The sequence below is a fragment of the Allotamlana fucoidanivorans genome, assembly GCF_006265225.1.
Lineage (GTDB): Bacteria > Bacteroidota > Bacteroidia > Flavobacteriales > Flavobacteriaceae > Allotamlana > Allotamlana fucoidanivorans.
On the sequence record NZ_VDCS01000010.1, the window covers coordinates 140,706 to 166,035 of the forward strand.

Below are 25,330 nucleotides of genomic sequence, written 5' to 3' on the forward strand. Positions count from 1 at the left end.
CTATTTAGTTTTTTTCATTTAGTTTTACACAGTCTACAAATGAAATACCAGCATGATATCATATACCATTGAGGAAATTAACGCTGTTTTAAACGGAATATTGGTTGGCTCAACCTCACAAAAAATTGAAGGCCCCGAAGAACTACAAAAAGCTAAAAACCATCATATAACATTTATTGGAAGCGCCAAATACGAAAAGTACTGGGCAGACTCTGAGGCATGTGCTGCTATAGTTAATGCATCTATTACTATTGAACCAGGCAACAATAAAGCTTTCATAAAAGTACCAAATGCCGATTTAGCCATGGCACGTATTTTAGAACTTTTCAACCCAGAGCCGCCTATTTTAGATTTTGATATTCATCCCTCGGCAGTAGTTCATACATCAGCCACTATTGGCAGCAATTGTAAAATTGGCCCCCATTGCTATATTGGAAAAGACGTTGTTATTGGTGATAATACCATTCTATATCCAAACGTTTCTATTTTTGATGAAAGTACTATTGGTACTAACTCTATAATTTGGTCAGGCACTGTTATTAGAGAACGTTGTGTTATTGGTAATCATTGTATTTTCCATACCAATGTTAGTATTGGTGCTGATGGGTTTGGTTACAGACCAAGTGATGACGGACGTGGGTTAGTCAAAATTCCTCAAATAGGAAACGTAATTATAGGTCACCATGTAGAAATAGGCGCAAATACTTGTATTGACAGAGCAAAGTTTAGTTCTACTCTAATTGGAGATGGGACAAAAATTGATAATTTAGTTCAAATTGGTCACAATAGTATTTTGGGGCGTTCATGCATCATCGCTGGACATTCGGGAATATCTGGTTCTGTCACGCTTGGAGATGGGGTTATTATTGGTGGTGCTTCATCTGTTAAAGATCACGTAACCATACATTCAGGCGCCACGGTTGGAGGAAAATCAGGTGTTATTAGTGATGTGAAATCTGGACAAACCGTATTAGGATTTCCTGCGCAAGAAGCCAGAGAAACACTAAAACAATGGGCCATAATAAAACGACTAGCAAAAAAATAATATAAAAAACAACACTCTTTTTTTATAAATGCAAAATAATATGAAAAAGAACATTACCCGCACAATTAAAACTATTCTATGGATTACTATATTAATCTTTAGTTTTAAAAATTACATGTATTCGCAAAATGACACTAAAAAAGGCACCTTTAAGACCTTAACTGTGACAGGTCATTCAGGAGCCCATATTTATACAGGTGAATCACTTTCTGAAAAATTACAATATGGGTATGGTGGTGTGAACTTAAAATTTTCTTGGGTCCCGAACAAAGAAGACGACTGGTCTTTAGATACAGGATATGCTGCATATGGTATAGGCTTTTATACGGCCAACATTGGCGACCCCGAAGTTTTTGGTAATCCTCATGCTTTATTTGGTTTTATAAACTTCTTTTTAAGCAAGCCTTATAGACGAAATGTTTTAGAACTAAGTCCGGCATTTGGTCTAACATATAACCTCGAGCCATACAACCCTGAAACCAACCCTTTTAATGATGCTATAGGTGCAAAAATGGCTGTTTATTTTAGTGTAGATTTTGTAGGAGCCTATAAGCTTAACCGCGAAATAGATCTTATTTACGGCGTTGATTTTAAACATTTTAGTAATGGTAGAACATTCACCCCTAATTTTGGATTAAACATGTTTGGTTTTAACGGAGGTATGCGATACAACTTTAATACAAACCAAAAAAGACTTGATAGAGATCCTTATACTACCAATGTTGTGTCTTCCAGATTTATGAGACCTGAACGCCCAAAAACCAGAAAAAACGACTTCAATAATTCTGTAGATGTATATGCGGCATTAGGTGTGGTTCAAAATGAGGCAGACAAAGGGACCAATAGACAATTTGGTACTTTCTCCGGAACCATTGATTACAGAAGATATTTTAATAGAATGCATGGTATTTCTGCGGGGTTAGATTTCTTTTTTGATAATTCCTTATCGGAAAAATACCCAGAAACTTCTGATCGGTTTTTACTAGCCTTTCATTATGGATATGATTTTATGTTTCAACGATTTGATATTCGCTTAAATGTTGGGCATTACCTTACAGATGACAGAGGTAAAGGTAATTTCTTTCTAAGACCTGCTTTACAATATGAAATAAGCAAAAGCTTTTATGCCCAATTTGGTTTAAAAACAAGTGCTGGAGCCGCGGCCGATTGGATTGAATTTGGAGTTGGTATAAAACCGTTTAAGTGGTAAACCCCTTAAATAAAACTTCAGTTTTATAAGTAGGGAAATAAAAACTCAAATGAATTAAAATATGAGTTTTTTATTTCCTTACTCAAGCCAAGTTTTAAAATCTTTTACACGTTCTCTGGCAACAATAAGCTCTTGGTCTTTGTAGTGTTTCAATTTTATTTGAAGTCGGGAATTGGTATAACTCACCATATCATTAATAGCATTTACGTTAACAAAAAACTTTCTATTAATTCTAAAAAACATTTGAGGTTCTAACTCTCCTTCTAATTGTTCTAATGTGACATCAAGTAAATAGTTTCTATGATCTACGGTATAAACGTATGTTCCCTTATTTTCACTGTAAATGCATTCAATATCATCAATATTGATTAATTTTAAATGGTGACCAACTTTTACTGAAAAACGTTTTTTGTATTCTCTATCTATTGGGTTTACAAGCAATTGTTTTATATCACTAAAATCTAAAGTTACCACTTGTTTTTGTGGCATCCGTTCTTTGTATTTTTCAACAGCCTTTACAAGCTCCGCTTCATCAATGGGCTTTAATAAATAATCAATACTATTAAGTTTAAACGCCTGAAGAGCATATTCATCATAGGCCGTTGTAAATATTATAGCCGATTTAATTTTATGGTTCTCAAAAATTTCAAAGGATAAACCATCACTTAATTGAATATCCAAAAAAATCAAATCTGGATGCACATTATTTTGAAACCAATCAATGGACTCTTCAACGGAATGTAACATAACTTCTACTTTCACACCCAATGTATTTAGTATACGTTGCAAACGTCGTGCTGATGGTTTTTCATCTTCAATAATTATAACTTTCATAACTACTTTATTATCAAGTTGATGTTTCCTGCTTATCTTCCTTCATATATTCTTGTTCTTGATACGTGTCAGCTTTCATAATTAATTATACTTCCCACGTTGATGCTTTTCTTTTTCCATATACTCTCTCAATTTCCGTTCTTCCCAAGAATTACTGAAAAACAGATTTTTTCCGAAAACACATAATGCATGAAAGACTAGTCCAATTCCCCAAAATATGGGAGTTGAAAAGGTACCAAAATTCCAGAAATTATTGGTATTCACTCCAATCATAACGATTAAAAAAACATTTACTACAACATACCAGAAGGCATGCCAATAAAAACCTTTTTCTTCTTTTAAGCGCTTTTCAGCTCTCAAATAGGCTTCTTCTTTTTTGTAATTTTCACGGTGTTGTTGTATCTCTTGATTTTCCATTTTCACCTCTAGTTTTCATTTTTCATTTCTTCATTCATATACTGTTCAATCTTACGTTTTTCCCAGCTTCTTCCAAAGGCACCATCATTCACAAAAACGCGAAAAGCATGAATGACTATACCGATTCCCCAACCAAACATTGGAAACCAAAACCACTTAAATCCCCAGTAGGTTTTGTAATTGATAAAGATTAAAAATGGAATAACTATTATATAAGATGCTATACTGCAATAAAAAGCTTTTAGCTCCTCAACATGTTTTCTGGCTCTTAAATAACTATCATCTATTTGGGGTTGTGATTTTGATCTCATAACTGATATTTGTTTGGTAAGCATTGGTATAGACACAGCAAAATGATTACTATCTTTATCTATACTTACTTGCTTATTTGTTAATAAATCGTAGCGTTGTTTGATATTACTCAAACCTACTCCGCTACTTTTTTTGACTATTTGTTTTGGCTGAAGGTTATTTTGAACTACCAAACTACCTTCGTCTTCATATATGTTTATATGGAGAGGCTTGCTAGCGGTAACCATATTATGTTTTACGGCATTTTCAAGTAACAGCTGTAAAGATAAAGGCACCACTTTACTATCAGGGTTTGACGCCTGCTCAGGCATTGTAAAAACTATGCTATCTTCAAAACGCATTTTTAATAAAGACATATAGGTTTTGGCAAATTGTAACTCTTCATCAACGGTTACTAGTTCTTTATTTTTTTGCTCTAGCACATAACGGTATACTTTGGATAAACCCGTTGTAAATTTTTGTGCATTTTCAGGGTTTTCTTCAATTAGGCTTGTTAACACATTTAAGCTGTTAAATAAAAAATGAGGATCTAGTTGATTTTTTAAGGCATCAAATTTTGCACTTGCAGTACCAGCAATAACTTTTTGCTCTTTTATTCTGTTTTGTTGATACCGGTTGTAAAAATAAATACTGTGAAAAACTGTTACCATAGCCAATGTAATCCATAATCCAAATTGGTAATCACCTAATTCATCTTGGGCAAGAAACTCTTCAAAAGAAATACCAACATACAATACCGCAGTTGCAGCTCTTAATAAAAATAGACCAATTAAGGTTAAAACCACACATCCAACCACACCAATAAGTACCCGCTTTGTAGTATCTCCTTTTTTCCATTGACGTTGTTCTAGATAATCAAAGAAAAACATGTTGGTGTATCCTAATACAAAAGAATACAATTGATAAAAAGCAAACGCGATAAAAAAGCTTTTACTACTCTTATACTGAAAACCATTTGAAAGGAAACTTCCAATAATGAACACCACCACACCAATGGCAAATGCAACTATTATATTTCTAACTGATTTTCTCACACTTCTTATTTCTTAAATTTAATATCTTTTTAAACTACACCAAGCTATATTTCTTCTCTTTTCACCTTACTAAATTCTACCATTAAATTTTGCAAAAAAACGCAACAGCCTATTTTGTTTGTTCCTTGTTTTGTATGGTGTTAATTATGTAGCAAATATGACATAACTAAATGATATGATAAAAATCGTTTTACCCAATTGTTCATTTTATCAGATGAATTGTTACTTTAAAATTATAAAAACAAAAAGACAGCCTAAAAAAAATTTTAGACTGTCTAACTGATTTTAAATCTGACTAATTCAAAAAATATCGTTATCCTTCTTGAAACTTAAAGAAGATAGGAATTGCATAAGCAACTTTTACGGGTTTACCTCTTTGTTTACCTGGTTGCATTTGAGGTAGTTTACTAATGATGCGTTCTGCTTCTTTTTCTAGAATCTTATCTGGTCCCCTAGATTTTATACCTGTAATATATCCGTTTGAGCCAATCACAAAAATCACAGAAACTCGGCCTTGAATACCTAAATCAAGTGCTTCTTGCGGATAGGTAAAATGATTCTTAACATGAGCCTGCATTTTTTCTTGAAAACATGCTTTCGTCTTTTGCTTTGATAAACCTTCGCAGCCAGGAAAAACAGGTACATCTTCTATAACAGCAAAGGCTACTTGAACCTCTTCTTCAACTTCTTCAACAACTACATCACTCACTTCAACGGGATCGGCAATAGCCGTTTCTTGAGTAATTTCTGTACTTTCAATTACAGTTTCTTCAATTTCTTTTGAATCATCAACTATTTTCATAGTCTCTGACACAACTGCGGGAGGTGGTGGTGGCGGCGGCGGCGTATTGACATTTACAATAGGAATTTCCTCTTCATGTTCTTTATTCATGCTTAGAACTTCAATTTCAACATCTTCCTTATCATATGTTTTATATTCTATTAACTGCCAAGATAATAATAGCATCAAGTTTAATCCTATAGCAAAATACAAGCTGCTATTTCTCCCAATTTCCATCTCTGGGTTTTTTTTAGCTTTCATGATAATATGCTTTAAATTGATAAACTCTTTTCTTTTAATCCATATATTAAATTTATCAAATTCTCATTTTATACGCTATGATTTTTGTCATATTTCTATAAATGCTAAATATTTTAACAATTCAATAATTTTTTAGTTGTAAACAGCTATTATGGTTCCTTTTATCTTTCTACTGAAATTACATGTAAAAATGTTTACTTTTGAATGAAATCACATGAAGAAATAGAAATAATACCGACGGAACTTTTTTAACATTTAAATAAACATATGAAAGTAATATCAACCAATCTCGCTAACCCCACATCTATAGTATGGCAAGGCCAAGAAGTTACTACAGGAATATATAAAAAACCAAGCTTAAAGCCTATTCTACTTGGTAAAGAAGGCGTTTTAAGTGACGAAGTATCTGATAAAAAAGTACATGGCGGTACGTTTAAAGCTTGTTATTTATTTTCTGAATTGCACTATACATATTGGGAAAAACAGTATCCAGATTTAGAATGGGATTATGGCATGTTTGGTGAAAATTTAACTATTTCTAACCTTGATGAGTCCAAAATTCACGTTGGTGATATTTATAAATTAGGGCAAGCCATAGTGGAGATTACCCAGCCTAGAGAGCCTTGCTTTAAATTGGCCTACAAATTTGGGACTATTGAGATTATAGAACAATTCATTCATTATGGCTATTCAGGAACCTATGTACGCATCTTGGAAGAAGGGCTTGTTAAAGTAGGTGATACTCTAAAATTAGTAAAAAAAGCAAAAAACAGTATTTCAACTAAAGACCTTTTTGAACTTATTTTCGCCAAAAACAAAAATCAGGAACTATTACAAAAAGTGATTGATAACGAAGCGCTTCCTTTAAAAAAACGACATAAATTGAAAACATTTATAACCCCTTGATGCCATGCTTTGTTATATCTTTGCATCAAATTCATATTAATGTCATTTAAAGACTTACAATTAAGAAAACCGTTATTAAGAGCAGTTGCAGAAACAGGTTATGATTCCCCTACACGGGTTCAGGAAAAAACCATCCCTTATGTTTTAGAAAAACGAGATGTTATTGTTTCTGCCCAAACAGGAACTGGTAAAACAGCCGCCTTTGCACTCCCTATTTTACAGTTATTACTTGACAAGCAAGATGCTCCTAAAAAAGGAAAAACTATCAAAGCACTCATTGTGAGTCCTACCAGAGAATTAGCACTTCAAATTCAAGATAATTTTAAAACCTACAGTACCTATACCAATTTAAGAACTACTGTGATTTATGGAGGCGTTTCTATTGATCCTCAAAAGGACGTATTAAATAAAGGTATTGATATTTTAATTGCTACACCAGGAAGGCTTTTAGATTTGCATAAACAAGATGTAGTTAATCTGGACTATGTGGAGATTTTGGTTTTGGACGAAGCCGATTTAATGCTAGATATGGGCTTTCTTGATGATGTTAAAAAAATTGAACGCTTATGTACACGTGAGAAACAAATTCTCTTATTTTCTGCTACCATTCCCTATAAAGTAGAACAGTTGGCCAATAGCATACTACACGACCCTAAACGTATTGAAGTAGCGCAAAATTCATCTACCGCTTCAAATGTAGACCAATTTCTCTATTATGTACCTAAACGCAACAAAATAGAATTATGTTTGCATCTGCTAAGAAACACCATAAATGGGCGTATTATAATATTCAGACGAACTAAATTTGGTGTAGATAAACTTGAAAAAACGTTAGTAAAAAACGGGTATAAAGTTGACAGTATTCACGGAGATAAAAGTCAAACCGCAAGACAAGAAGCTCTCAATCGTTTTAAAGATGGTGCCACGAATATTTTAATTGCTACAGATGTTGCGGCACGCGGTATTGATATTAATAATTTAGATGCTGTTATAAATTTCGATTTACCTAATATTCCTGAAACCTATGTGCATAGAATAGGTAGGACCGCAAGAGCCGGAAATTCTGGACTTGCTGTATCCCTTTGTTCTGCTGATGAAAAAAGCTATATTAAATCTATACAACAACTTATTCAATTACACCTAGATGTTATTGATGAACATCCTTACCCTTTAAATCCAAAGGAAAAACCCATAATTCATAAATCCAAAAAAACAGGTAGTCAACATAAAAAAGGGCGAAAAAGTCAAGCTTCAAAAAAGAAAAAGAAGCGTTGGTACTAACGCTTTAATCTATCTAAAAGAATATTGACTAGTATTTATTTTATAGGAAAATCAAAAAAGGTATATGGAAAAGGTTCGCCTATTAACGTAAAATGCCACCATTCTTTCGGATAGTTTCTAAAACCATGCTTTAACATGGCATGTTGTAATAATACTCTATTTGCTTTTTGCTGTGTCGTAATACCTTTATAATTACCCCAAGACTCTTCTCCAAAAAAATCATAGGTACTCCCCATATCCAATAGTTCTCCAGTATTACCATCAATTATAGTTAAATCAACCGTACTGCCCTTGCTGTGTCCAGACCTACTAGCAATATATTCAAACTTAAACAAATTCGCCTTGGCCACATCTGGATAAAAAGAAGGCTTAGTTAAAGTATCATTCAATTTTTTTGCCCATCTAATAAAATGATTTACAGCGCGCTGTGGTCTATAGCCATCATAAACCAACAAACATAAATTTCTATCTTGCAAGTACTGTTGAACCAAAAACAAAGCTTTGGCCGCGTGCTCCGTTAAAATCAAGCGATTTGTTTCGTAACCATCAATTGAGGTTCCAACAAAATTATTTTTTCCATGATATCTTAAATCAACATCTAAATCAGGAATAACATCTTTAACATATACAAAACCTTCAGGTAACTGTGCATGTAATTGCATTAAAAAAAAACATAGTATTGTAAGAAAAGAGTATTTCATTAAAACTTGAATTTTCCGTAAATTAAGAAACAAAAGTATATGCTTTTAAAGTCTCCTACAAATTTAAACCTAAAAGATGCGAATGTAAGTTATTACCCTAAGTTTTTAAACCAAAGGGAGGCCGATGCTTATTTTCTATCCCTGCTAAAAAACATAAAATGGCAACATGATGTTATTAAGTTCTTTGGCAAAACCTATGAACAACCAAGACTAACCTCATTTTTTGCTAATAATGGTAAAGCGTATTGTTACAGTAACATCACTATGCAACCTCATAGGTTTACTAAAGATTTATTAAAAATAAAATCTCGTATTGAAAGCCAGTTTAATGTTATCTTTACAAGCTGCCTGGCAAATCTTTACAGAAATGGTTCTGACAGTAATGGTTGGCATGCCGACAACGAAAAAGAACTAGGATTAAATCCTATTATTGCTTCTATTTCATTGGGGACAGCACGTGTTTTTCAATTAAAACATAAAAAGAATAATCTTTTAAAATCTAAAATTGTTCTTGAGCACGGTAGTCTTTTACTAATGCAAGGAGAAACCCAAAGTAACTGGCTTCATCAAATTCCTAAAACAAGAAAGATAATAGGAAAACGGATTAATTTAACCTTTAGATACATTGCATAAAAAAAACCGAGTTCCCTCAAACTCGGCTTTCTTTCAATTTGCTTTTTATATTATGATGCTAGATTTGGGGTCTCCATTTCAACAACATAATGCAAATATTAATTAATTAATCCATTGAACTAAAAAGTGTGTTATTTAGTACACTTCAAATATACAACTACAAAAGATATAAAAACGTTTAAAAACACATATATTCGACGAAATACATCTTTTTTTAACAATTAAAGTCAAAACAACGTATTTCACCGATAAAAAACATATAATCATGTGATTCCTGAACTAAAAACAACCAACGGATTAAGGTTAAAACATAAAAAAACACCTTGAAAACAAGGTGTTTTTTCTCTAACTAACCAACCAAAAATATGAATTACAATTCTTAAGTTTAAAGTAACCACTCAATAAACTTAACTGCGAATGTAACTGTATTTATAAACGCAACATTCATGCCAAAACAATAATAATTCGTATTATTTTTAATATATTTCAGTCTACAAAAAAATATAATGAATACACCACCTATTTTCACGGAAGACACCATTGTTTTTGGATGTCTCATGTTAGCATTAGGATTTGTTTTCTATACATCTTCTAGTTCAAAACCATTTTGGATTAAATTCTATAAATATATACCCGCATTATTAATGGCTTATATGCTACCTGGTGCTTTAACTACCTTTGGGATCATTGCTCCTAAGTGGATTACCACTGATACTACAGGTGTAATGGTTGAACACCATTCACAAATATATTATATGGCAAGTCGATTTCTTTTGCCTGCCGCCTTAGTACTCATGACCTTAAGTATAGACTTAAAAGCCATCTTCAACCTTGGTCCTAAAGCGCTTATAATGTTTTTAACAGGAACGGTGGGTGTCATTATAGGAGGTCCCATTGCTATTTTACTCACCTCAATAGTGTCTCCTGAAACTGTTGGTGGCGTTGGTCCTGACGCTGTTTGGCGTGGATTAGCCACATTAGCTGGAAGTTGGATTGGAGGTGGCGCAAACCAAGCTGCCATGTTAGAAATATATGGATACAATACAGATAATTATGCAGGTATGGTTATTGTAGACATTGTGGTGGCTAATATATGGATGGCCATTCTTTTACTTGGTATTGGAAAATCTGATAAAATTGATAACTGGTTAAAAGCAGATAATAGCGCTATTGAAGTTTTAAAAGAACGTGTATCAACTTATGCAGACAAAATTTCAAGAAATCCAACCTTATCTGATTATATGATTATACTCGGTCTTGCTTTTACAGCTGTTGGCCTTGCTCATTTTGGTGCCAATGTAGTATCAGATTTTTTAAAAAATAATTTTGACGTCATAAGGGATAAAACATCTGCCATGTCATCATTTGGATCGCAATTTTTCTGGATGATTACTATTGCTACCGTTATGGGTATTGTACTGTCTTTTACAAAATTTAAGTCTTATGAAGGGGCTGGAGCTAGTAAAATAGGAAGTATTTTTATTTACATTTTAGTAGCCAGTATTGGTATGAAAATGGATTTAACAACCATTTCCGAAAATCCAGGTCTTATTGTTGTTGGTCTCATTTGGATGGCTATTCATGTTAGTCTTCTCTTTCTAGTAGCGAAAATAATCAGAGCCCCATATTTTTTCCTAGCAGTAGGAAGCAAGGCTAATATTGGAGGTGCGGCCTCTGCTCCAGTGGTTGCGGCTGCGTTTCACCCTTCATTAGCTACTGTAGGTGTGTTGCTAGCAGTATTTGGTTATGTGGTGGGAACCTATGGTGCTATGCTTTGCGCCGAGTTAATGAAAATTGCAGCCATGAGTTAGTTTTTATATAATAATTATAAGATATTTGCCCTCCAAAATATAATATACCCATGAAACATATTTTTATTCTTATTATGGTGCTATTAGCCGTGGCATGTGCAAAAGATCAAAAAGATTTAGTTGTAAAAGCAAACATAGATGGCTTAAAAAAGGGCACTCTTTACCTTAAAAAAATAGAAGACACCACACTAATCACTGTAGATTCTGTTTCCGTAAATGGTCAGTCTCTTGTTGAACTAAATAGCGATTTAGAATCACCTGAAGTGTTTTTTCTCTATCTAGACAAGAATAGTAAGAACGAAGATAGAATTACCTTTTTTGCAGATAAAGGTATTACTGAAATAAATACCTCTTTAAAAAACTTTGTTTTTGATGCCCAGATAAAAGGTTCTGCTCAACAAAAGGTTCTGGAAGACTATCAAACCATGGTTTCAAAAATAAACAACCGAAACTTAGAAATTATAAAAGAAAAATTTGAAGCTTATAAAACAGGGGATTCTTTAAAACTTATAAAACTTGAAAAAGAGGAAAAAAATGCACTCAAACGAAAATATCTATTCACTGTTAATTACGCCCTTACTCATAAAAATAGTGAAGTAGCCCCTTATTTGGCTTTATCTGAAATTTACAATGCCAGATTAGATTTATTAAACACCATAAATAAATCACTTACGCCCGAAGTTAAGGCATCTAAATATGGAAAAGAATTAAACCAGTTCATAATAGAGATTAAAAAAGAAAACTAAGTAATAAAAGATTCAAAATAAAAAAATAGGCTATCAAACAAAACTGATAGCCTATTTTTTTTAAGGTTTGGATACAAAAAAAGCCTCATACCTATGAAGCTTTTTTTATTGAGCCGATAGAGGGACTCGAACCCACGACCTGCTGATTACAAATCAGCTGCTCTAGCCAGCTGAGCTATATCGGCTTTTTTAACGGGTGCAAATATAAACGCAAATTTTATATATCCAAACAACCCGATGAAAAATTTACCCTAGATTATTAACTTTTTCTATTAAAGCCCTTCCCTTTTTTTCAAGTTCGTTATTTATCGCTTTAAAATGAGCTTTAGGATTATCAATATTCTTAGCATTAACCTTAGCTATTAAGGCATCAAAGGTTTCTATAGCCTCATCAATAATAGCTTCACTTTCTTTGGTATCTTTATCTGTATTTTCATATTCCCAAACATAAACCGCCTCAATGATGTCTCCTAAAACATAATTGATATCTTTTTTTAATTCTCTAACATTTGCCATAATTTCTTATTTTATTTGTCTACAAAATTACACATAAACTTCTAATAGGGTGGCCTTTTTTGCATTAATTTCATACGATTTAATAGCGGCTGGTAATAGCAATGTTTCTCCTTTTACTAATTGCTCAGTGACCCCATTTGCCGTAATACTAACCTCTCCATCAACACATATATATATTATGAACGAATCTTTTTGATTCATTCTTTTCTGATTAGTATTTACACTTAAATAATTGGTTGTAAAGTAAGGACAAGTCACCATTTCATTTGATACGTTCATCTCTTTAGAATACGATACTCTAAAATTATCGGGCATATCAAAATCAAAAGCATCGATAGCCAAATCATTATGCAATTCTCTTTCATTACCATCAGCATCCACCCGATCCCAATCATAAACCCTATAGGTTATATCACTGGTTTGCTGAATTTCTGCTACCATAACTCCTGCACCTATGGCATGAACGCGCCCCACTTCAATAAAATAGGTATCTCCTTCTTTGACGGTATCAACATTTAGTATATCTGGTAAGGTCTTGTACTTAAGATGTTCTAAGTATTTTTCTTTAGTCATTTCTTGATTAAAGCCCACTATTAAATTAGCGTCCTCATCGGCTTGCATCACATACCACATTTCGGTTTTTCCAAATGAATTATGGCGTTCGGCAGCTAATTGGTCATTAGGATGTAATTGAATGGACAAATCTTCTTTAGCATCAATAAACTTTATTAAAAGAGGAAACTTGTTTTTAAAAACTTTTTGATTCTGTATTCCAAGTAAATCAGCTCCATAGTTTACTAATAACTCCTTTAAAGATCGTCCTTTTAACGCCCCATTTGACACTATAGATGTGTCTCCTTCTACATCACTAATTTCCCAACTTTCACCAACATTAAGGCCATCAGAGCCTTTACTCAAAATATCCCTAAGTTTGGTTCCTCCCCAAATTTTGTCTTTTAAAATGGGATAAAACTTCAAAGGATATAATCCTACATTTGCTTTATTTTCCTGCATAACTTACAAAATTTCTAGGGGTTTCATATAGTGTTATTTCTAAATCTAGCTCTGGCTCAATTTTTGGTTTAATCTTGTTATAGATAACCACCGCAATGTTTTCAGCCGTTGGATTTAAGTCTTTAAATTCTGGTACTTCAAGATTAAAGTTTTTATGGTCAAAAGCATCTTCAACTTCCTGTTTAATTATGTCCTTTAAAACTTTCATATCAATAACATAACCAGTTTCCTTATCAATTTCACCAGTTATACTAACAATGAGTTCATAATTATGACCATGAAAATTGGGATTATTACATTTACCAAACACATTTTGGTTTTTATCAAAGTCCCAATCTTTTCTATATAAACGATGCGCTGCATTAAAATGTGCCTTTCTACTAACTTTTACCTTCATCTGTTCACGTTTATATATTCGTAAAATTTTTCGAAAATCACCTTAAACCAAGCCGTATAGTTTTCGGGGTGAACTTTAATATCGCTTTTTACAGCTTCCAAAGGCATCCATTTCCAATTGGCCACTTCTTCTGGGTTTATATTTGGTTTGCCATTAAAATTACCAAGCAATATATGGTCTAATTCATGTTCGGTTAGTCCATTATCAAAAGGCGCTTTGTAAATGAATGAAACAGTTTCAGACAGATCGACAACAAATCCCATTTCTTCCTGCAATCTTCGCTTACCTGCTTCTATATTGCTCTCTCCGTCCCTTTGATGGCTGCAACACGTATTTGTCCATAACCCTGGAGAATGGTACTTTTCAAGGGAACGCTGTTGCAACATCAGCTCATTCTTGTCATTAAAAATAAACACTGAAAATGCACGATGTAGTAACGCTTTTTCATGGGCTTCCATTTTTGGCATTAACCCAATTTTTTCATCGTTCTCGTTTACTAAAATTACTTTTTCTTCCTCCATACACTAACAAAAATACCAAGTTAATTTAGAAATCGGTACTTTCTAAATAGAAAATTAAAATGACGTCATAACTTATATTTCTAATGCACAAGAAATAGTATCTTTGCAACCCATTTACCCAAAGATTTATGAGTTTTTTAAAAGAGATACAACGCAGACGTACATTTGGAATTATATCACACCCTGATGCTGGTAAAACAACCCTAACAGAAAAACTGCTACTATTTGGTGGCGCAATTCAAGAAGCGGGTGCCGTAAAAAGTAATAAGATTAAAAAGGGGGCCACTAGTGACTTTATGGAAATTGAACGTCAGCGCGGAATTTCTGTAGCCACTTCTGTATTGGCTTTTGAATACAACGCTATAAAAATCAATATTTTAGACACACCTGGACATAAAGATTTTGCTGAAGATACCTTTAGAACACTTACCGCTGTTGACAGTGTTATTGTGGTTATAGATGTTGCCAAGGGTGTTGAGGAACAAACTGAAAAACTAGTAGAAGTTTGTAGAATGCGAAATATTCCTATGATTGTATTCATCAATAAATTAGACAGAGAAGGTAAAGATGCCTTTGATTTGTTAGATGAAGTAGAGCAAAAACTAGGACTTAAAGTAACCCCTTTGAGCTTTCCAATAGGCATGGGATATGACTTTAAAGGGATTTATAATATTTGGGAAAAGAATGTAAATCTTTTTAGTGGAGACAGCAGAAAAAATATAGAAGAAACCGTTGAAATATCAGATTTATCATCTTCTGAACTAGATAAATTAGTTGGAGAAGATTCTGCTAATACCTTACGAGAAGAAATTGAATTGGTAGAGGGTATTTACCCAAGTTTTGATAAAGCAGCCTATTTAGAAGGTAATTTACAACCTGTATTTTTTGGTTCGGCGTTAAATAATTTTGGAGTACGCGAATTATTAGATTGTTTTATAGAGATTGCTCCCCAGCCAAGGGCAAAGCAAAGTGAAGAACGTTTAGTAAAACCTGATGAAGATAAATTTAGTGGCTTTGTTTTTAAAATACATGCTAATATGGATCCTAATCATAGAAACAGATTAGCCTTTGTTAAAATTGTATCTGGTGAATTTAAACGTAACTCTCCCTATCTACATGTACGTCACAATAAAAAATTAAAATTCTCAAGTCCAAATGCTTTTTTTGCTGAAAAAAAGGAAATAGTTGATATCTCCTACCCTGGTGATATTGTTGGCTTACAAGATACAGGAACCTTTAAAATAGGTGATACATTAACCGAGGGAGAAGTATTGAACTATAAAGGTATACCAAGTTTCTCACCTGAACATTTTAGATATATCAATAATGCAGACCCTTTAAAATCTAAACAACTCAATAAGGGTATAGATCAATTGATGGATGAAGGTGTAGCACAGTTATTTACTTTAGAGCTAAATGGACGAAAAGTAATAGGTACTGTTGGTGCACTACAATATGAAGTTATTCAATATAGATTAGAACATGAATATGGCGCTAAATGTACCTACGAAAACCTAAATGTTCATAAAGCCTGTTGGGTAGATCCTCATAATGCTAATTCTGAGGAATACAAAGAGTTTGTACGTGTAAAACAACGATTTTTAGCAAAAGACAAACGAAATCAGCTTGTGTTTTTAGCCGATTCTCCTTTTTCATTGCAAATGACGCAACAAAAATATCCAAATGTGAAACTACATTTTACGTCAGAATTTGAATAATTATCACACAAAATGCATTTAATCGTATTTTTAAGCATTTAATCGATAAAATTTATTATATTTAGACAATAGTTAAGTCATAACCCCAAAAATGATTAGCCATGGAAATTAATTCTAGAGAATTCCGTAACAAAGAAATTACAGTAACCTACAACCCTGTTTTATGTTGTTTATCAGGGATTTGTGCTAAAGAGCTTTCATCGGTTTTTAGAAATTCTGTAATCCCTTGGGTTGACATTGACGGGGCTACTAATGAAAAAATTATGAGCCAAGTCAAAAAATGCCCTTCGGGTGCTTTACAATGTTTTCGTAACAAAAAGAAAGTCGCTTAAAAAATAAACGCCAATAAATGATGACATTTATTGGCGTTTATTCTAGGCTTAACCTGTGGGACCAAAATTTAATGGAATTGGGGGTTGCTTCTGAAAATATTATGAACAACCTTTATAATCACAAATCAGTTTTACTAAAAAATTTTAAGCCTGACCGGTTGGCCCAAAATTCAAAGGAATTGGAGGTTGCTCGTAATCCTTAATTTCACCATGAGCATTTTCAAATCTAGCCACATTATCACCTAAAGCTTTTAATAAGCGCTTAGCATGTTGCGGTGTTAATATGATTCTAGATTTTACTTTATTTTTAGGAACCCCAGGCATAATATTTACAAAATCTACTACAAATTCTGAAACCGAATGATTTATAATTGCCAGATTTGAATAGGTGCCTTCGGCTACCTTTTCATCTAGTTCTATATTAATTTGTCCTTGTTTTGGTTGGTCTTTTTCGTCTGCCATAATATTGTTTGCTATTAAAAAAGCCTTCAAGTATAAAATATACATGAAGACTTTTTATTTTATAAGATGCTTCGACTTTGCTCAGCATAAATTCGACTAACAAGTCTCACTTCACCTTCAGCTCGTGAGACTTGAGTCCTCATTTAATTATAATTTAATTCTTGCTTTACCTGCATCATTTCATCGAACTCTTCTTTAGAGCCTACAATGATATCTGAGTAACTACGCATACCTGTACCTGCTGGTATTCTATGACCAACAATTACATTCTCCTTCAAGCCTTCTAAATCATCAACTTTACCAGCAACAGCAGCCTCATTAAGAACTTTTGTTGTTTCCTGGAACGATGCCGCAGAAATAAAAGACTTCGTTTGAAGGGATGCTCTTGTAATACCTTGAAGTATTGGTGTAGCAGTAGCTGGTTGCGCATCTCTAGCTTCAACAAGTTGCTTATCTTCTCTACGTAAAATAGAGTTCTCATCTCTTAACTGACGTAACGTAACAATTTGTCCTGCTTTTAGGTTAACAGAATCACCAGCATCTTCAACAACTTTCTTACCAAAAATTTCATCATTTTCTTTAATAAAATCGGCTTTATGCACCAATTGGTCTTCTAAGAAAATAGTATCACCAGAATCAATGATTCGAACTTTACGCATCATCTGTCTAACAACAACTTCAAAGTGCTTATCGTTGATTTTTACCCCTTGTAAACGATATACCTCTTGTACTTCATTTACCAAGTATTGCTGAACAGCTGAAGGTCCTTTAATATTTAAAATATCATTAGGCGTTACAGAGCCATCAGATAAAGGCATACCTGCTTTTACATAATCATTTTCCTGAACAAGAATTTGATTAGATAGTTTTACCAAATATTTCTTAACATCTCCTAATTTAGACTCTACAATAATCTCACGGTTACCACGCTTAATTTTTCCGAAAGATACCACACCATCAATAGCACTTACTACAGCTGGGTTAGATGGATTACGCGCCTCGAACAACTCCGTTACACGTGGAAGACCACCTGTAATATCACCTGCTTTTGCAGACTTACGAGGAATCTTCACTAAGATTTTTCCAACGTTAATCTTATCACCATCATCAATCATCAAGTGCGCTCCAACTGGTAAGTTGTAAGAACGTATAGTTTCTCCACTAGCATCTTCAATATGCAGCGTAGGAATAAGTTTTTTGTTTCTAGACTCCGATATTACTTTTTCTTGGAAACCAGTTTGCTCATCAATTTCAACTTGGTAAGTAACCCCTTGCTCAATGTTTTCATACTTTACTTTACCAGCAAACTCTGAAATAATTACACCGTTATAAGGATCCCATGTACAAACAACATCTCCTTTTGATAATTCTTGACCATTCTCAATAAAAATAGTTGAACCATAAGGAATATTGTTATTACTCAATACAATACCAGTCTTTTTATCTACAAGTTTAAGTTCAGATGTTCTAGAAATTACAATATCTATTTCATTTCCTTCAGAATCCTGACCTTTAACTGTTTTTAAATCTTCAATCTCTGCAATACCATCAAACTTAACCGCTAACTTATTATCTTCTGAAATGTTACCAGCAATACCACCCACGTGGAATGTACGTAATGTAAGCTGTGTACCTGGCTCACCAATAGATTGTGCTGCAACCACACCAACGGCTTCACCACGTTGCACCATTTTTCCGGTAGCCAAGTTACGTCCGTAACATTTAGCACAAATACCTTGTAACGCTTCACATGTTAAAGCAGAACGTACTTCAAGGCTTTCAATTGGAGATTCTTCAATAGCTTTAGCAATATCATCTTCAATCAATTGACCTGAAGATACTAATAACTCATCAGTTAATGGGTTATAAACATCATTTAAAGATACACGACCAACGATTCTTTCTTCTAAAGTCTCAACAATCTCATCATTCTTTTTCAATGGCTCAACTTCTACCCCTCTTAATGTACCACAATCTTCAGAATTAATAATAACATCCTGAGAAACATCTACAAGACGACGCGTTAAATACCCCGCATCGGCCGTCTTAAGAGCCGTATCTGCAAGACCTTTACGGGCACCGTGCGTAGAGATAAAGTATTCTAAAATAGAAAGCCCCTCTTTAAAGTTTGAAAGAATTGGGTTTTCAATAATCTCACCTCCTCCTGCATTAGATTTTTTAGGTTTCGCCATTAATCCACGCATACCTGTAAGCTGACGAATCTGCTCTTTCGATCCACGCGCTCCAGAATCAAGCATCATAAATACCGAGTTAAATCCTTGCTGATCTTCACGAATACGCTTCATAGACAACTCGGTCAATTCAGCATTAGTAGATGTCCAAATATCAATAACCTGATTATAACGCTCGTTATTTGTAATAAGCCCCATATTATAGTTACCCATAATACCATCAACTTGTTTATTGGCAGCGTCAATCATGTTTTGCTTTTCTGGTGGAATAATAATATCACCTAAACTGAATGATAATCCGCCTTGGAATGCAAACTTAAATCCTAATGTTCTAATGGCATCTAAGAAATCAGCTGTTTCAGGTACAGACGTTACTTTAAGGATGTCACCAATAATATCTCTTAAAGATTTTTTAGTTAATACCTTATTTATAAAACCAGCAGCCTGAGGCACATGTTGGTTGAACAACACACGTCCTACAGTGGTTTCAACAATCATTCTATCGAGCTTTCCATCTTCATTAATATCAATAGTTCTCACTTTGATACCCGCATTCAAATCAACACGTTTTTCGTTGAAAGCAATCTCCACCTCTTCAGGTGAATAGAATGTTAAGCCTTCTCCTTTAATTGGTAATTCTGGTGTAGACTTACGTTCTTTAGTCATATAATACAACCCAAGAACCATATCTTGAGAAGGTACCGTTACAGGAGAACCATTCGCTGGATTTAAGATATTATGAGAAGCCAACATTAATAACTGACACTCTAAAATAGCTTCTGGCCCTAATGGTAAATGTACCGCCATTTGGTCACCATCAAAATCGGCGTTAAATGCTGTACACACTAATGGGTGTAATTGAATCGCTTTCCCCTCAATTAATTTTGGTTGGAAGGCTTGAATACCCAAACGGTGTAACGTAGGCGCACGGTTTAGTAATACTGGATGTCCTTTAAGAACGTTTTCCAAAATATCCCAAACCACAGGCTCTCTTTTATCTATAATTTTCTTTGCAGATTTTACAGTTTTTACAATTCCTCTTTCTATTAATTTTCTAATAACGAAAGGTTTGTAAAGCTCTGCTGCCATATTTTTTGGCAATCCACACTCGTATAATTTCAATTCAGGACCAACAACAATTACAGAACGTGCAGAGTAATCAACACGCTTACCAAGTAAGTTTTGACGAAAACGCCCTTGCTTACCTTTAAGTGAATCTGATAATGATTTTAATGGTCTGTTAGAATCTGTTTTTACTGCTGAAGATTTACGTGTGTTATCAAACAACGAATCTACAGATTCTTGTAACATACGTTTTTCGTTACGTAAAATCACCTCAGGCGCTTTAATTTCTACCAATCGCTTTAAACGGTTGTTACGTATAATTACACGACGATATAAATCATTCAAATCTGAAGTGGCAAAACGACCACCATCAAGTGGTACTAACGGACGTAATTCTGGCGGAATGATTGGAATAACCTTCATAATCATCCACTCTGGTCTGTTTTCTCTATTTTGGTTAGACTCACGCAAAGACTCAACAACTTGTAAACGTTTTAAAGCTTCAGTTTTACGTTGTTTAGACGTTTCAGTATTAGCTTTATGACGTAACTCGTATGATAATGACTCTAAATCAATACGAGCCAATAAATCGATTAAACATTCAGCTCCCATTTTAGCAATAAACTTGTTAGGATCTGAATCGTCTAAATATTGGTTGTCTTGAGGAAGAGTTTCAGCAATATTTAAATACTCTTCTTCTGTTAAGAAATCCATTTTTTGTAATGGCTCTCCTTCTTCATTTTTAGCAATACCTGGCTGAATGACTACATAACGTTCGTAGTAAATAATCATATCTAATTTCTTAGATGGTAAGCCTAATAAATAACCAATTTTATTTGGTAATGAACGGAAATACCAAATGTGTGCAACAGGAACTACCAAGTTGATGTGCCCAACACGGTCACGACGCACTTTCTTTTCTGTTACTTCTACCCCACAACGATCACAAACAATACCCTTGTAACGGATTCTTTTATATTTACCACAAGCACACTCATAATCCTTTACAGGACCAAAAATACGCTCACAAAACAAACCATCGCGTTCTGGTTTGTGTGTACGATAATTAATAGTTTCTGGTTTCAAAACCTCACCTCTAGACTCAGCTAAAATAGATTCTGGCGATGCTAAACCAATGGAGATTTTATTAAATCTCTTTACTGTATTCTTATCTTGTTTTCTTGCCATAATATATGGTTGAAATGATTTTTTTAATTAACTACTCCTCTAATCTGATGTCTAACCCTAAACCTTTCAATTCATGCATTAATACATTGAAAGATTCTGGTAATCCTGGATCTGGCATTGGCTCACCTTTTACAATACTTTCGTATGTTTTAGCTCTACCAATAACATCATCAGATTTTACAGTTAAGATTTCACGTAAGGTACTTGATGCACCGTATGCTTCAAGTGCCCAAACTTCCATCTCACCAAAACGCTGACCACCAAACTGTGCTTTACCTCCAAGCGGTTGTTGCGTAATTAATGAGTAAGGTCCAATAGAACGTGCGTGCATTTTATCATCAACCATATGCCCTAATTTCAACATATAGATAACCCCTACTGTAGCGGGTTGATCAAAACGATCACCAGTTCCACCGTCATATAAGTAAGTATGACCGTATCTAGGAATTCCAGCTTCATCAGTTAAGGCATTAATTTGGTCTATATTTGCTCCATCAAAAATAGGAGTGGCATATTTACGACCTAAATTTTGACCTGCCCATCCTAGAACAGTTTCATAAATCTGACCGATATTCATACGTGATGGTACCCCTAGTGGATTCAATACAATATCAACTGGTGTTCCATCCTCCAAGAATGGCATATCTTCCTGACGAACGATACGTGCAACAATACCTTTGTTACCGTGACGTCCAGCCATCTTATCACCTACTTTAAGTTTACGTTTTTTAGCAATGTAAACTTTAGCTAGTTTAATAATTCCTGCTGGTAATTCATCTCCTACAGAAATGGTAAACTTCTCACGACGTAATGATCCTTGTAAGTCATTTTCCTTAATCTTGTAGTTATGAATTAAATCGGCAACTAATTGATTTGTATGCTCATCAGTGGTCCATTTTCCAGATACTAAATGCGCATAATCATCAACAGCATTTAACATTTTAAGTGTAAATTTCTTACCTTTTGGTAGTACTTCTTCACCTAAATCATTATAAATACCTTGTGCTGTTTTACCATTAACGATGTTAAATAATTTTTCAACTAAAACATCTTTAAGTTCATCAAATTTTCTGTCGTATTGTGCTTCTAGAGCTAAGATATCATCTTTATCCTGAGCTCTTTTACGTTTATCTTTAACCGCTCTAGCGAATAATTTTTTATCAATTACTACCCCATTTAATGATGGAGATGCTTTTAAAGAGGCATCTTTAACATCACCAGCTTTATCACCAAAAATAGCGCGTAATAACTTTTCTTCTGGTGTTGGATCTGATTCTCCTTTAGGCGTAATTTTACCAATTAAAATATCACCAGGCTTAACCTCGGCACCAATACGAATCATTCCGTTTTCATCAAGGTCTTTTGTAGCCTCTTCTGAAACGTTAGGGATATCATTAGTTAACTCTTCGTTTCCTAATTTTGTGTCTCTAACTTCTAATGAATATTCATCAATGTGGATAGAAGTAAAGATATCTTCACGAACCACTTTTTCAGAAATTACAATCGCATCCTCAAAGTTATAACCTTTCCAAGGCATGAAAGCCACTTTCATGTTTCTACCAAGAGCCAACTCACCTTGTTGCGTTGCATAACCTTCACAAAGCACTTGACCTTTAGTTACTGTATCACCTTTTTTAACAATAGGTTTTAAGTTGATAGAAGTCCCTTGATTGGTTTTTCTGAATTTTACTAATTGGTAAGTTTTAACATCACTATCAAAACTTACTTTAGCTTCATCTTCAGTACGTTCGTAACGTATCTTAATTTCATTAGCATCTACATAAAGTACTTCTCCTGCACCTTCAGCATTAATTAAAACTCTAGAATCAGAAGCGACTTGACGCTCTAAACCTGTTCCTACGATAGGTGCATCTACTCTTAATAATGGTACTGCCTGACGCATCATGTTTGATCCCATCAATGCACGGTTCGCATCATCATGCTCTAAGAACGGAATTAACGATGCTGAAATAGAAGAAATTTGGTTTGGTGCTACGTCTGTATAATGAATCTCTTTTGGATCTAATACAGGGAAATCCCCTTCCATACGAGCAATAACTTTCTCGTTTAAAATTTTACCATCTCCATCAACTTCAACAGTTGCCTGAGCAATTAATTTTTCTTCTTCTTCTTCTGCACTTAAGTAAATAGGATCATTTTTAATATCTACAACACCATCTTCTACTGGTCTATAAGGTGTTTCTATGAATCCCATAGTATTAACCTTTGCAAATACCGACAGAGAAGAGATCAAACCAATGTTTGGTCCCTCTGGTGTTTCAATAGGACATAAACGTCCGTAGTGCGTATAGTGAACGTCACGAACCTCGAACCCTGCTCTCTCACGAGATAAACCTCCAGGTCCTAAAGCCGATAAACGACGCTTATGTGTAATCTCTGCTAATGGATTAGTTTGATCCATAAACTGAGACAACTGGTTTGTACCAAAGAACGAGTTAATTACAGACGACAACGTTTTAGCGTTAATCAAATCTATAGGAGTAAATACCTCATTATCACGAACGTTCATACGCTCACGAATAGTACGTGCCATACGCGCTAAACCAACACCAAACTGTTGTGATAACTGCTCACCTACAGTACGTACACGACGGTTAGATAAGTGATCGATATCATCAATCTCTGCTTTGGAGTTGATAAGCTCGATTAAATATTTAATAATGGTAATGATATCTTCTTTAGTAAGCACTTGCTTATCCATTCCAATGTCAAGACCTAATTTTTTATTCATTCTATAACGTCCAACTTCTCCTAAAGAGTAACGTTGGTCACTAAAGAATAATTTATCTATAATACCACGTGCTGTTTCCTCATCTGGTGGCTCAGCATTACGTAATTGTCTATAGATATGTTCTACAGCTTCTTTTTCAGAGTTTGTTGGGTCTTTTTGAAGTGTATTATGTATAATGGCATAATCCCCTTGCTCGTTAGATTCTTTATGTAAAAGAATAGTCTTTACTTCTGCGTCAAGGATTTCCTCAATATTATCTTTATCTAAAATAGTATCACGGTCTAATACAATCTCATTACGTTCTATAGAAACTACCTCTCCAGTATCTTCATCAACGAAATCTTCATGCCATGTATTAAGAACACGTGCTGCTAATTTTCTACCTGTGTATTTTTTTAATCCAGACTTTGATACTTTAACCTCTTCGGCTAAGTCGAAAATCTCTAAGATATCTTTATCTCTTTCAAAACCGATAGCACGGAAAAGTGTGGTTACAGGTAACTTTTTCTTTCTATCGATGTAAGCATACATCACTTGGTTGATATCTGTAGCAAATTCAATCCAAGATCCTTTGAATGGAATAACCCTTGCTGAATATAATTTTGTTCCATTAGCATGGAAAGATTGACCAAAGAAAACCCCTGGTGAACGGTGTAACTGTGACACCACTACACGTTCTGCACCATTAATTACGAATGTACCACTAGGTGTCATGTAAGGAATGGTTCCTAAGTAAACATCTTGAACAATGGTTTCAAAATCTTCATGTTCAGGATCTGTACAATATAACTTTAATCTAGCTTTTAGCGGAACGCTGTAAGTTAATCCTCTTTCAATACACTCTTCAATGGCGTATCTTGGTGGATCTACAAAGTAATCTAAAAATTCTAATACGAATTGATTACGAGAATCTGTAATTGGAAAGTTTTCCATGAAGGTGTTATATAACCCTTCATCACCTCTTTCTTCAGATTTTGTTTCTAATTGGAAAAAATCCTGGAAGGACTTAATCTGAATATCCAAGAAATCTGGATATTCCGTTCTATTTACAATAGAAGAGAAATTTAATCTTTCAGCTTGTGTTGATAACATCAATGGACGGAATTTTGATTAAAAAATAATAATGTCAGTGCTTTTAAACACCGGTTAAACAGCCAATTTCATAGCATAATTAATGGCTGTTTTATGCAATTTTTTCAGG

Annotated in this window: 21 protein-coding genes and 1 tRNA gene; 9 read left to right on the forward strand and 13 right to left on the reverse strand. The window is 34.0% G+C overall.

Going from position 1 to position 25,330, the window contains the following annotated elements:
* Window positions 1-52 precede the first annotated feature (52 nt).
* The gene (gene lpxD / locus FGF67_RS11475) at window positions 53-1,045 is read left to right on the forward strand and encodes a UDP-3-O-(3-hydroxymyristoyl)glucosamine N-acyltransferase (RefSeq protein WP_139697883.1); all 993 of its coding nucleotides are present in this window, start codon (window positions 53-55) and stop codon (window positions 1,043-1,045) included.
* Window positions 1,046-1,085: 40 nt separating this feature from the next.
* Window positions 1,086-2,255: an acyloxyacyl hydrolase gene (locus FGF67_RS11480; RefSeq protein ID WP_158293217.1), complete on the forward strand. Its 1,170-nt coding sequence runs from the start codon at window positions 1,086-1,088 to the stop codon at window positions 2,253-2,255.
* A gap of 78 nt (window positions 2,256-2,333) precedes the next feature.
* On the opposite strand, the gene FGF67_RS11485 is transcribed toward FGF67_RS11480, so the two are convergent.
* The 4 genes from FGF67_RS11485 to FGF67_RS11500 form a co-directional block, all read right to left on the reverse strand.
* Window positions 2,334-3,089: a LytR/AlgR family response regulator transcription factor gene (locus FGF67_RS11485; protein WP_139697887.1), complete on the reverse strand. Its 756-nt coding sequence runs from the start codon at window positions 3,087-3,089 to the stop codon at window positions 2,334-2,336.
* Window positions 3,090-3,170: 81 nt separating this feature from the next.
* Entirely contained in the window at window positions 3,171-3,506 is a 336-nt protein-coding gene (locus tag FGF67_RS11490) for a 2TM domain-containing protein (RefSeq protein ID WP_139697889.1), read from the reverse strand.
* Between the two features lie 8 nt (window positions 3,507-3,514).
* Entirely contained in the window at window positions 3,515-4,852 is a 1,338-nt protein-coding gene (locus tag FGF67_RS11495; RefSeq protein ID WP_139697891.1) for a 2TM domain-containing protein, read from the reverse strand.
* Between the two features lie 313 nt (window positions 4,853-5,165).
* Entirely contained in the window at window positions 5,166-5,894 is a 729-nt protein-coding gene (locus FGF67_RS11500) for an energy transducer TonB (protein ID WP_139697893.1), read from the reverse strand.
* A gap of 267 nt (window positions 5,895-6,161) precedes the next feature.
* Here FGF67_RS11500 and FGF67_RS11505 point away from each other — a divergent pair, with 267 nt between their 5' ends.
* Window positions 6,162-6,800: an MOSC domain-containing protein gene (locus FGF67_RS11505; protein WP_139697895.1), complete on the forward strand. Its 639-nt coding sequence runs from the start codon at window positions 6,162-6,164 to the stop codon at window positions 6,798-6,800.
* A 39-nt stretch (window positions 6,801-6,839) separates the two neighbouring features.
* Window positions 6,840-8,081, forward strand: coding sequence for a DEAD/DEAH box helicase (locus tag FGF67_RS11510; RefSeq protein ID WP_139697897.1), 1,242 nt, complete (start codon window positions 6,840-6,842; stop codon window positions 8,079-8,081).
* A 35-nt stretch (window positions 8,082-8,116) separates the two neighbouring features.
* Here the strand turns inward: FGF67_RS11510 and FGF67_RS11515 are convergent, their stop codons facing one another.
* Window positions 8,117-8,743 carry a M15 family metallopeptidase gene (locus FGF67_RS11515; protein WP_233244065.1) on the reverse strand — a complete coding sequence of 209 codons (627 nt, stop codon included), beginning with the start codon at window positions 8,741-8,743 and terminating at the stop codon, window positions 8,117-8,119.
* A 78-nt stretch (window positions 8,744-8,821) separates the two neighbouring features.
* On the opposite strand from FGF67_RS11515, the gene FGF67_RS11520 reads away from it, so the two are divergent.
* The 3 genes from FGF67_RS11520 (at window position 8,822) to FGF67_RS11530 (ending at window position 11,972) form a co-directional block, all read left to right on the forward strand.
* Window positions 8,822-9,415: an alpha-ketoglutarate-dependent dioxygenase AlkB family protein gene (locus FGF67_RS11520; protein WP_139697901.1), complete on the forward strand. Its 594-nt coding sequence runs from the start codon at window positions 8,822-8,824 to the stop codon at window positions 9,413-9,415.
* Between the two features lie 506 nt (window positions 9,416-9,921).
* Window positions 9,922-11,226: a DUF819 family protein gene (locus FGF67_RS11525; RefSeq protein ID WP_139697903.1), complete on the forward strand. Its 1,305-nt coding sequence runs from the start codon at window positions 9,922-9,924 to the stop codon at window positions 11,224-11,226.
* A gap of 50 nt (window positions 11,227-11,276) precedes the next feature.
* Complete coding sequence (locus FGF67_RS11530; RefSeq protein WP_139697905.1) at window positions 11,277-11,972, forward strand: DUF4369 domain-containing protein; 696 nt, start codon at window positions 11,277-11,279, stop codon at window positions 11,970-11,972.
* Window positions 11,973-12,083: 111 nt separating this feature from the next.
* Here the strand turns inward: FGF67_RS11530 and FGF67_RS11535 are convergent.
* The 5 genes from FGF67_RS11535 to idi form a co-directional block, all read right to left on the reverse strand.
* Window positions 12,084-12,157 (reverse strand) — tRNA-Thr (locus FGF67_RS11535).
* 61 nt (window positions 12,158-12,218) lie between these two features.
* A complete protein-coding gene (locus FGF67_RS11540) occupies window positions 12,219-12,488 on the reverse strand; it encodes a hypothetical protein (RefSeq protein WP_139697907.1) in 270 nt (89 codons plus the stop codon).
* 27 nt (window positions 12,489-12,515) lie between these two features.
* Window positions 12,516-13,502 carry a type I phosphomannose isomerase catalytic subunit gene (locus tag FGF67_RS11545; RefSeq protein ID WP_139697909.1) on the reverse strand — a complete coding sequence of 329 codons (987 nt, stop codon included), beginning with the start codon at window positions 13,500-13,502 and terminating at the stop codon, window positions 12,516-12,518.
* Window positions 13,489-13,899, reverse strand: a complete 411-nt coding sequence (locus tag FGF67_RS11550; RefSeq protein ID WP_139697910.1) for a 6-pyruvoyl trahydropterin synthase family protein — start codon at window positions 13,897-13,899, stop codon at window positions 13,489-13,491. The genes FGF67_RS11545 and FGF67_RS11550 overlap by 14 nt, the downstream gene beginning before the upstream one ends.
* Entirely contained in the window at window positions 13,896-14,420 is a 525-nt protein-coding gene (idi, locus tag FGF67_RS11555; RefSeq protein WP_139697911.1) for an isopentenyl-diphosphate Delta-isomerase, read from the reverse strand. The genes FGF67_RS11550 and idi overlap by 4 nt, the downstream gene beginning before the upstream one ends.
* Window positions 14,421-14,548: 128 nt before the next feature.
* Here idi and FGF67_RS11560 point away from each other — a divergent pair, with 128 nt between their 5' ends.
* A complete protein-coding gene (locus FGF67_RS11560) occupies window positions 14,549-16,138 on the forward strand; it encodes a peptide chain release factor 3 (protein ID WP_139697912.1) in 1,590 nt (529 codons plus the stop codon).
* A 101-nt stretch (window positions 16,139-16,239) separates the two neighbouring features.
* The gene (locus FGF67_RS11565) at window positions 16,240-16,470 is read left to right on the forward strand and encodes a (4Fe-4S)-binding protein (protein WP_139697913.1); all 231 of its coding nucleotides are present in this window, start codon (window positions 16,240-16,242) and stop codon (window positions 16,468-16,470) included.
* Between the two features lie 144 nt (window positions 16,471-16,614).
* On the opposite strand, the gene FGF67_RS11570 is transcribed toward FGF67_RS11565, so the two are convergent.
* The 3 genes from FGF67_RS11570 to rpoB form a co-directional block, all read right to left on the reverse strand.
* Window positions 16,615-16,932: a DUF3467 domain-containing protein gene (locus FGF67_RS11570; RefSeq protein WP_139697966.1), complete on the reverse strand. Its 318-nt coding sequence runs from the start codon at window positions 16,930-16,932 to the stop codon at window positions 16,615-16,617.
* 143 nt (window positions 16,933-17,075) lie between these two features.
* Complete coding sequence (gene rpoC, locus FGF67_RS11575) at window positions 17,076-21,377, reverse strand: DNA-directed RNA polymerase subunit beta' (RefSeq protein WP_139697914.1); 4,302 nt, start codon at window positions 21,375-21,377, stop codon at window positions 17,076-17,078.
* A 31-nt stretch (window positions 21,378-21,408) separates the two neighbouring features.
* Window positions 21,409-25,221, reverse strand: a complete 3,813-nt coding sequence (rpoB, locus tag FGF67_RS11580; protein ID WP_139697915.1) for a DNA-directed RNA polymerase subunit beta — start codon at window positions 25,219-25,221, stop codon at window positions 21,409-21,411.
* Window positions 25,222-25,330 lie beyond the last annotated feature (109 nt).

What these genes read in the sequence shown, in the direction of transcription:
- FGF67_RS11480 (WP_158293217.1), top strand. Translation starts at nt 1,086, where the DNA reads ATGAAAAAGAACATTACCCGCACAATTAAAACTATTCTATGGATTACT.
- FGF67_RS11530 (WP_139697905.1), top strand. Translation starts at nt 11,277, where the DNA reads ATGAAACATATTTTTATTCTTATTATGGTGCTATTAGCCGTGGCATGT.
- FGF67_RS11560 (WP_139697912.1), top strand. Translation starts at nt 14,549, where the DNA reads ATGAGTTTTTTAAAAGAGATACAACGCAGACGTACATTTGGAATTATA.
- FGF67_RS11550 (WP_139697910.1), bottom strand. Translation starts at nt 13,899, where the DNA reads ATGAAGGTAAAAGTTAGTAGAAAGGCACATTTTAATGCAGCGCATCGT.
- lpxD (WP_139697883.1), top strand. Translation starts at nt 53, where the DNA reads ATGATATCATATACCATTGAGGAAATTAACGCTGTTTTAAACGGAATA.
- FGF67_RS11525 (WP_139697903.1), top strand. Translation starts at nt 9,922, where the DNA reads ATGAATACACCACCTATTTTCACGGAAGACACCATTGTTTTTGGATGT.
- FGF67_RS11520 (WP_139697901.1), top strand. Translation starts at nt 8,822, where the DNA reads ATGCTTTTAAAGTCTCCTACAAATTTAAACCTAAAAGATGCGAATGTA.
- FGF67_RS11515 (WP_233244065.1), bottom strand. Translation starts at nt 8,743, where the DNA reads ATGCAATTACATGCACAGTTACCTGAAGGTTTTGTATATGTTAAAGAT.
- rpoC (WP_139697914.1), bottom strand. Translation starts at nt 21,377, where the DNA reads ATGGCAAGAAAACAAGATAAGAATACAGTAAAGAGATTTAATAAAATC.
- FGF67_RS11510 (WP_139697897.1), top strand. Translation starts at nt 6,840, where the DNA reads ATGTCATTTAAAGACTTACAATTAAGAAAACCGTTATTAAGAGCAGTT.
- FGF67_RS11490 (WP_139697889.1), bottom strand. Translation starts at nt 3,506, where the DNA reads ATGGAAAATCAAGAGATACAACAACACCGTGAAAATTACAAAAAAGAA.
- FGF67_RS11545 (WP_139697909.1), bottom strand. Translation starts at nt 13,502, where the DNA reads ATGCAGGAAAATAAAGCAAATGTAGGATTATATCCTTTGAAGTTTTAT.
- idi (WP_139697911.1), bottom strand. Translation starts at nt 14,420, where the DNA reads ATGGAGGAAGAAAAAGTAATTTTAGTAAACGAGAACGATGAAAAAATT.
- FGF67_RS11570 (WP_139697966.1), bottom strand. Translation starts at nt 16,932, where the DNA reads ATGGCAGACGAAAAAGACCAACCAAAACAAGGACAAATTAATATAGAA.
- FGF67_RS11540 (WP_139697907.1), bottom strand. Translation starts at nt 12,488, where the DNA reads ATGGCAAATGTTAGAGAATTAAAAAAAGATATCAATTATGTTTTAGGA.
- FGF67_RS11485 (WP_139697887.1), bottom strand. Translation starts at nt 3,089, where the DNA reads ATGAAAGTTATAATTATTGAAGATGAAAAACCATCAGCACGACGTTTG.
- FGF67_RS11505 (WP_139697895.1), top strand. Translation starts at nt 6,162, where the DNA reads ATGAAAGTAATATCAACCAATCTCGCTAACCCCACATCTATAGTATGG.
- rpoB (WP_139697915.1), bottom strand. Translation starts at nt 25,221, where the DNA reads ATGTTATCAACACAAGCTGAAAGATTAAATTTCTCTTCTATTGTAAAT.
- FGF67_RS11500 (WP_139697893.1), bottom strand. Translation starts at nt 5,894, where the DNA reads ATGAAAGCTAAAAAAAACCCAGAGATGGAAATTGGGAGAAATAGCAGC.
- FGF67_RS11565 (WP_139697913.1), top strand. Translation starts at nt 16,240, where the DNA reads ATGGAAATTAATTCTAGAGAATTCCGTAACAAAGAAATTACAGTAACC.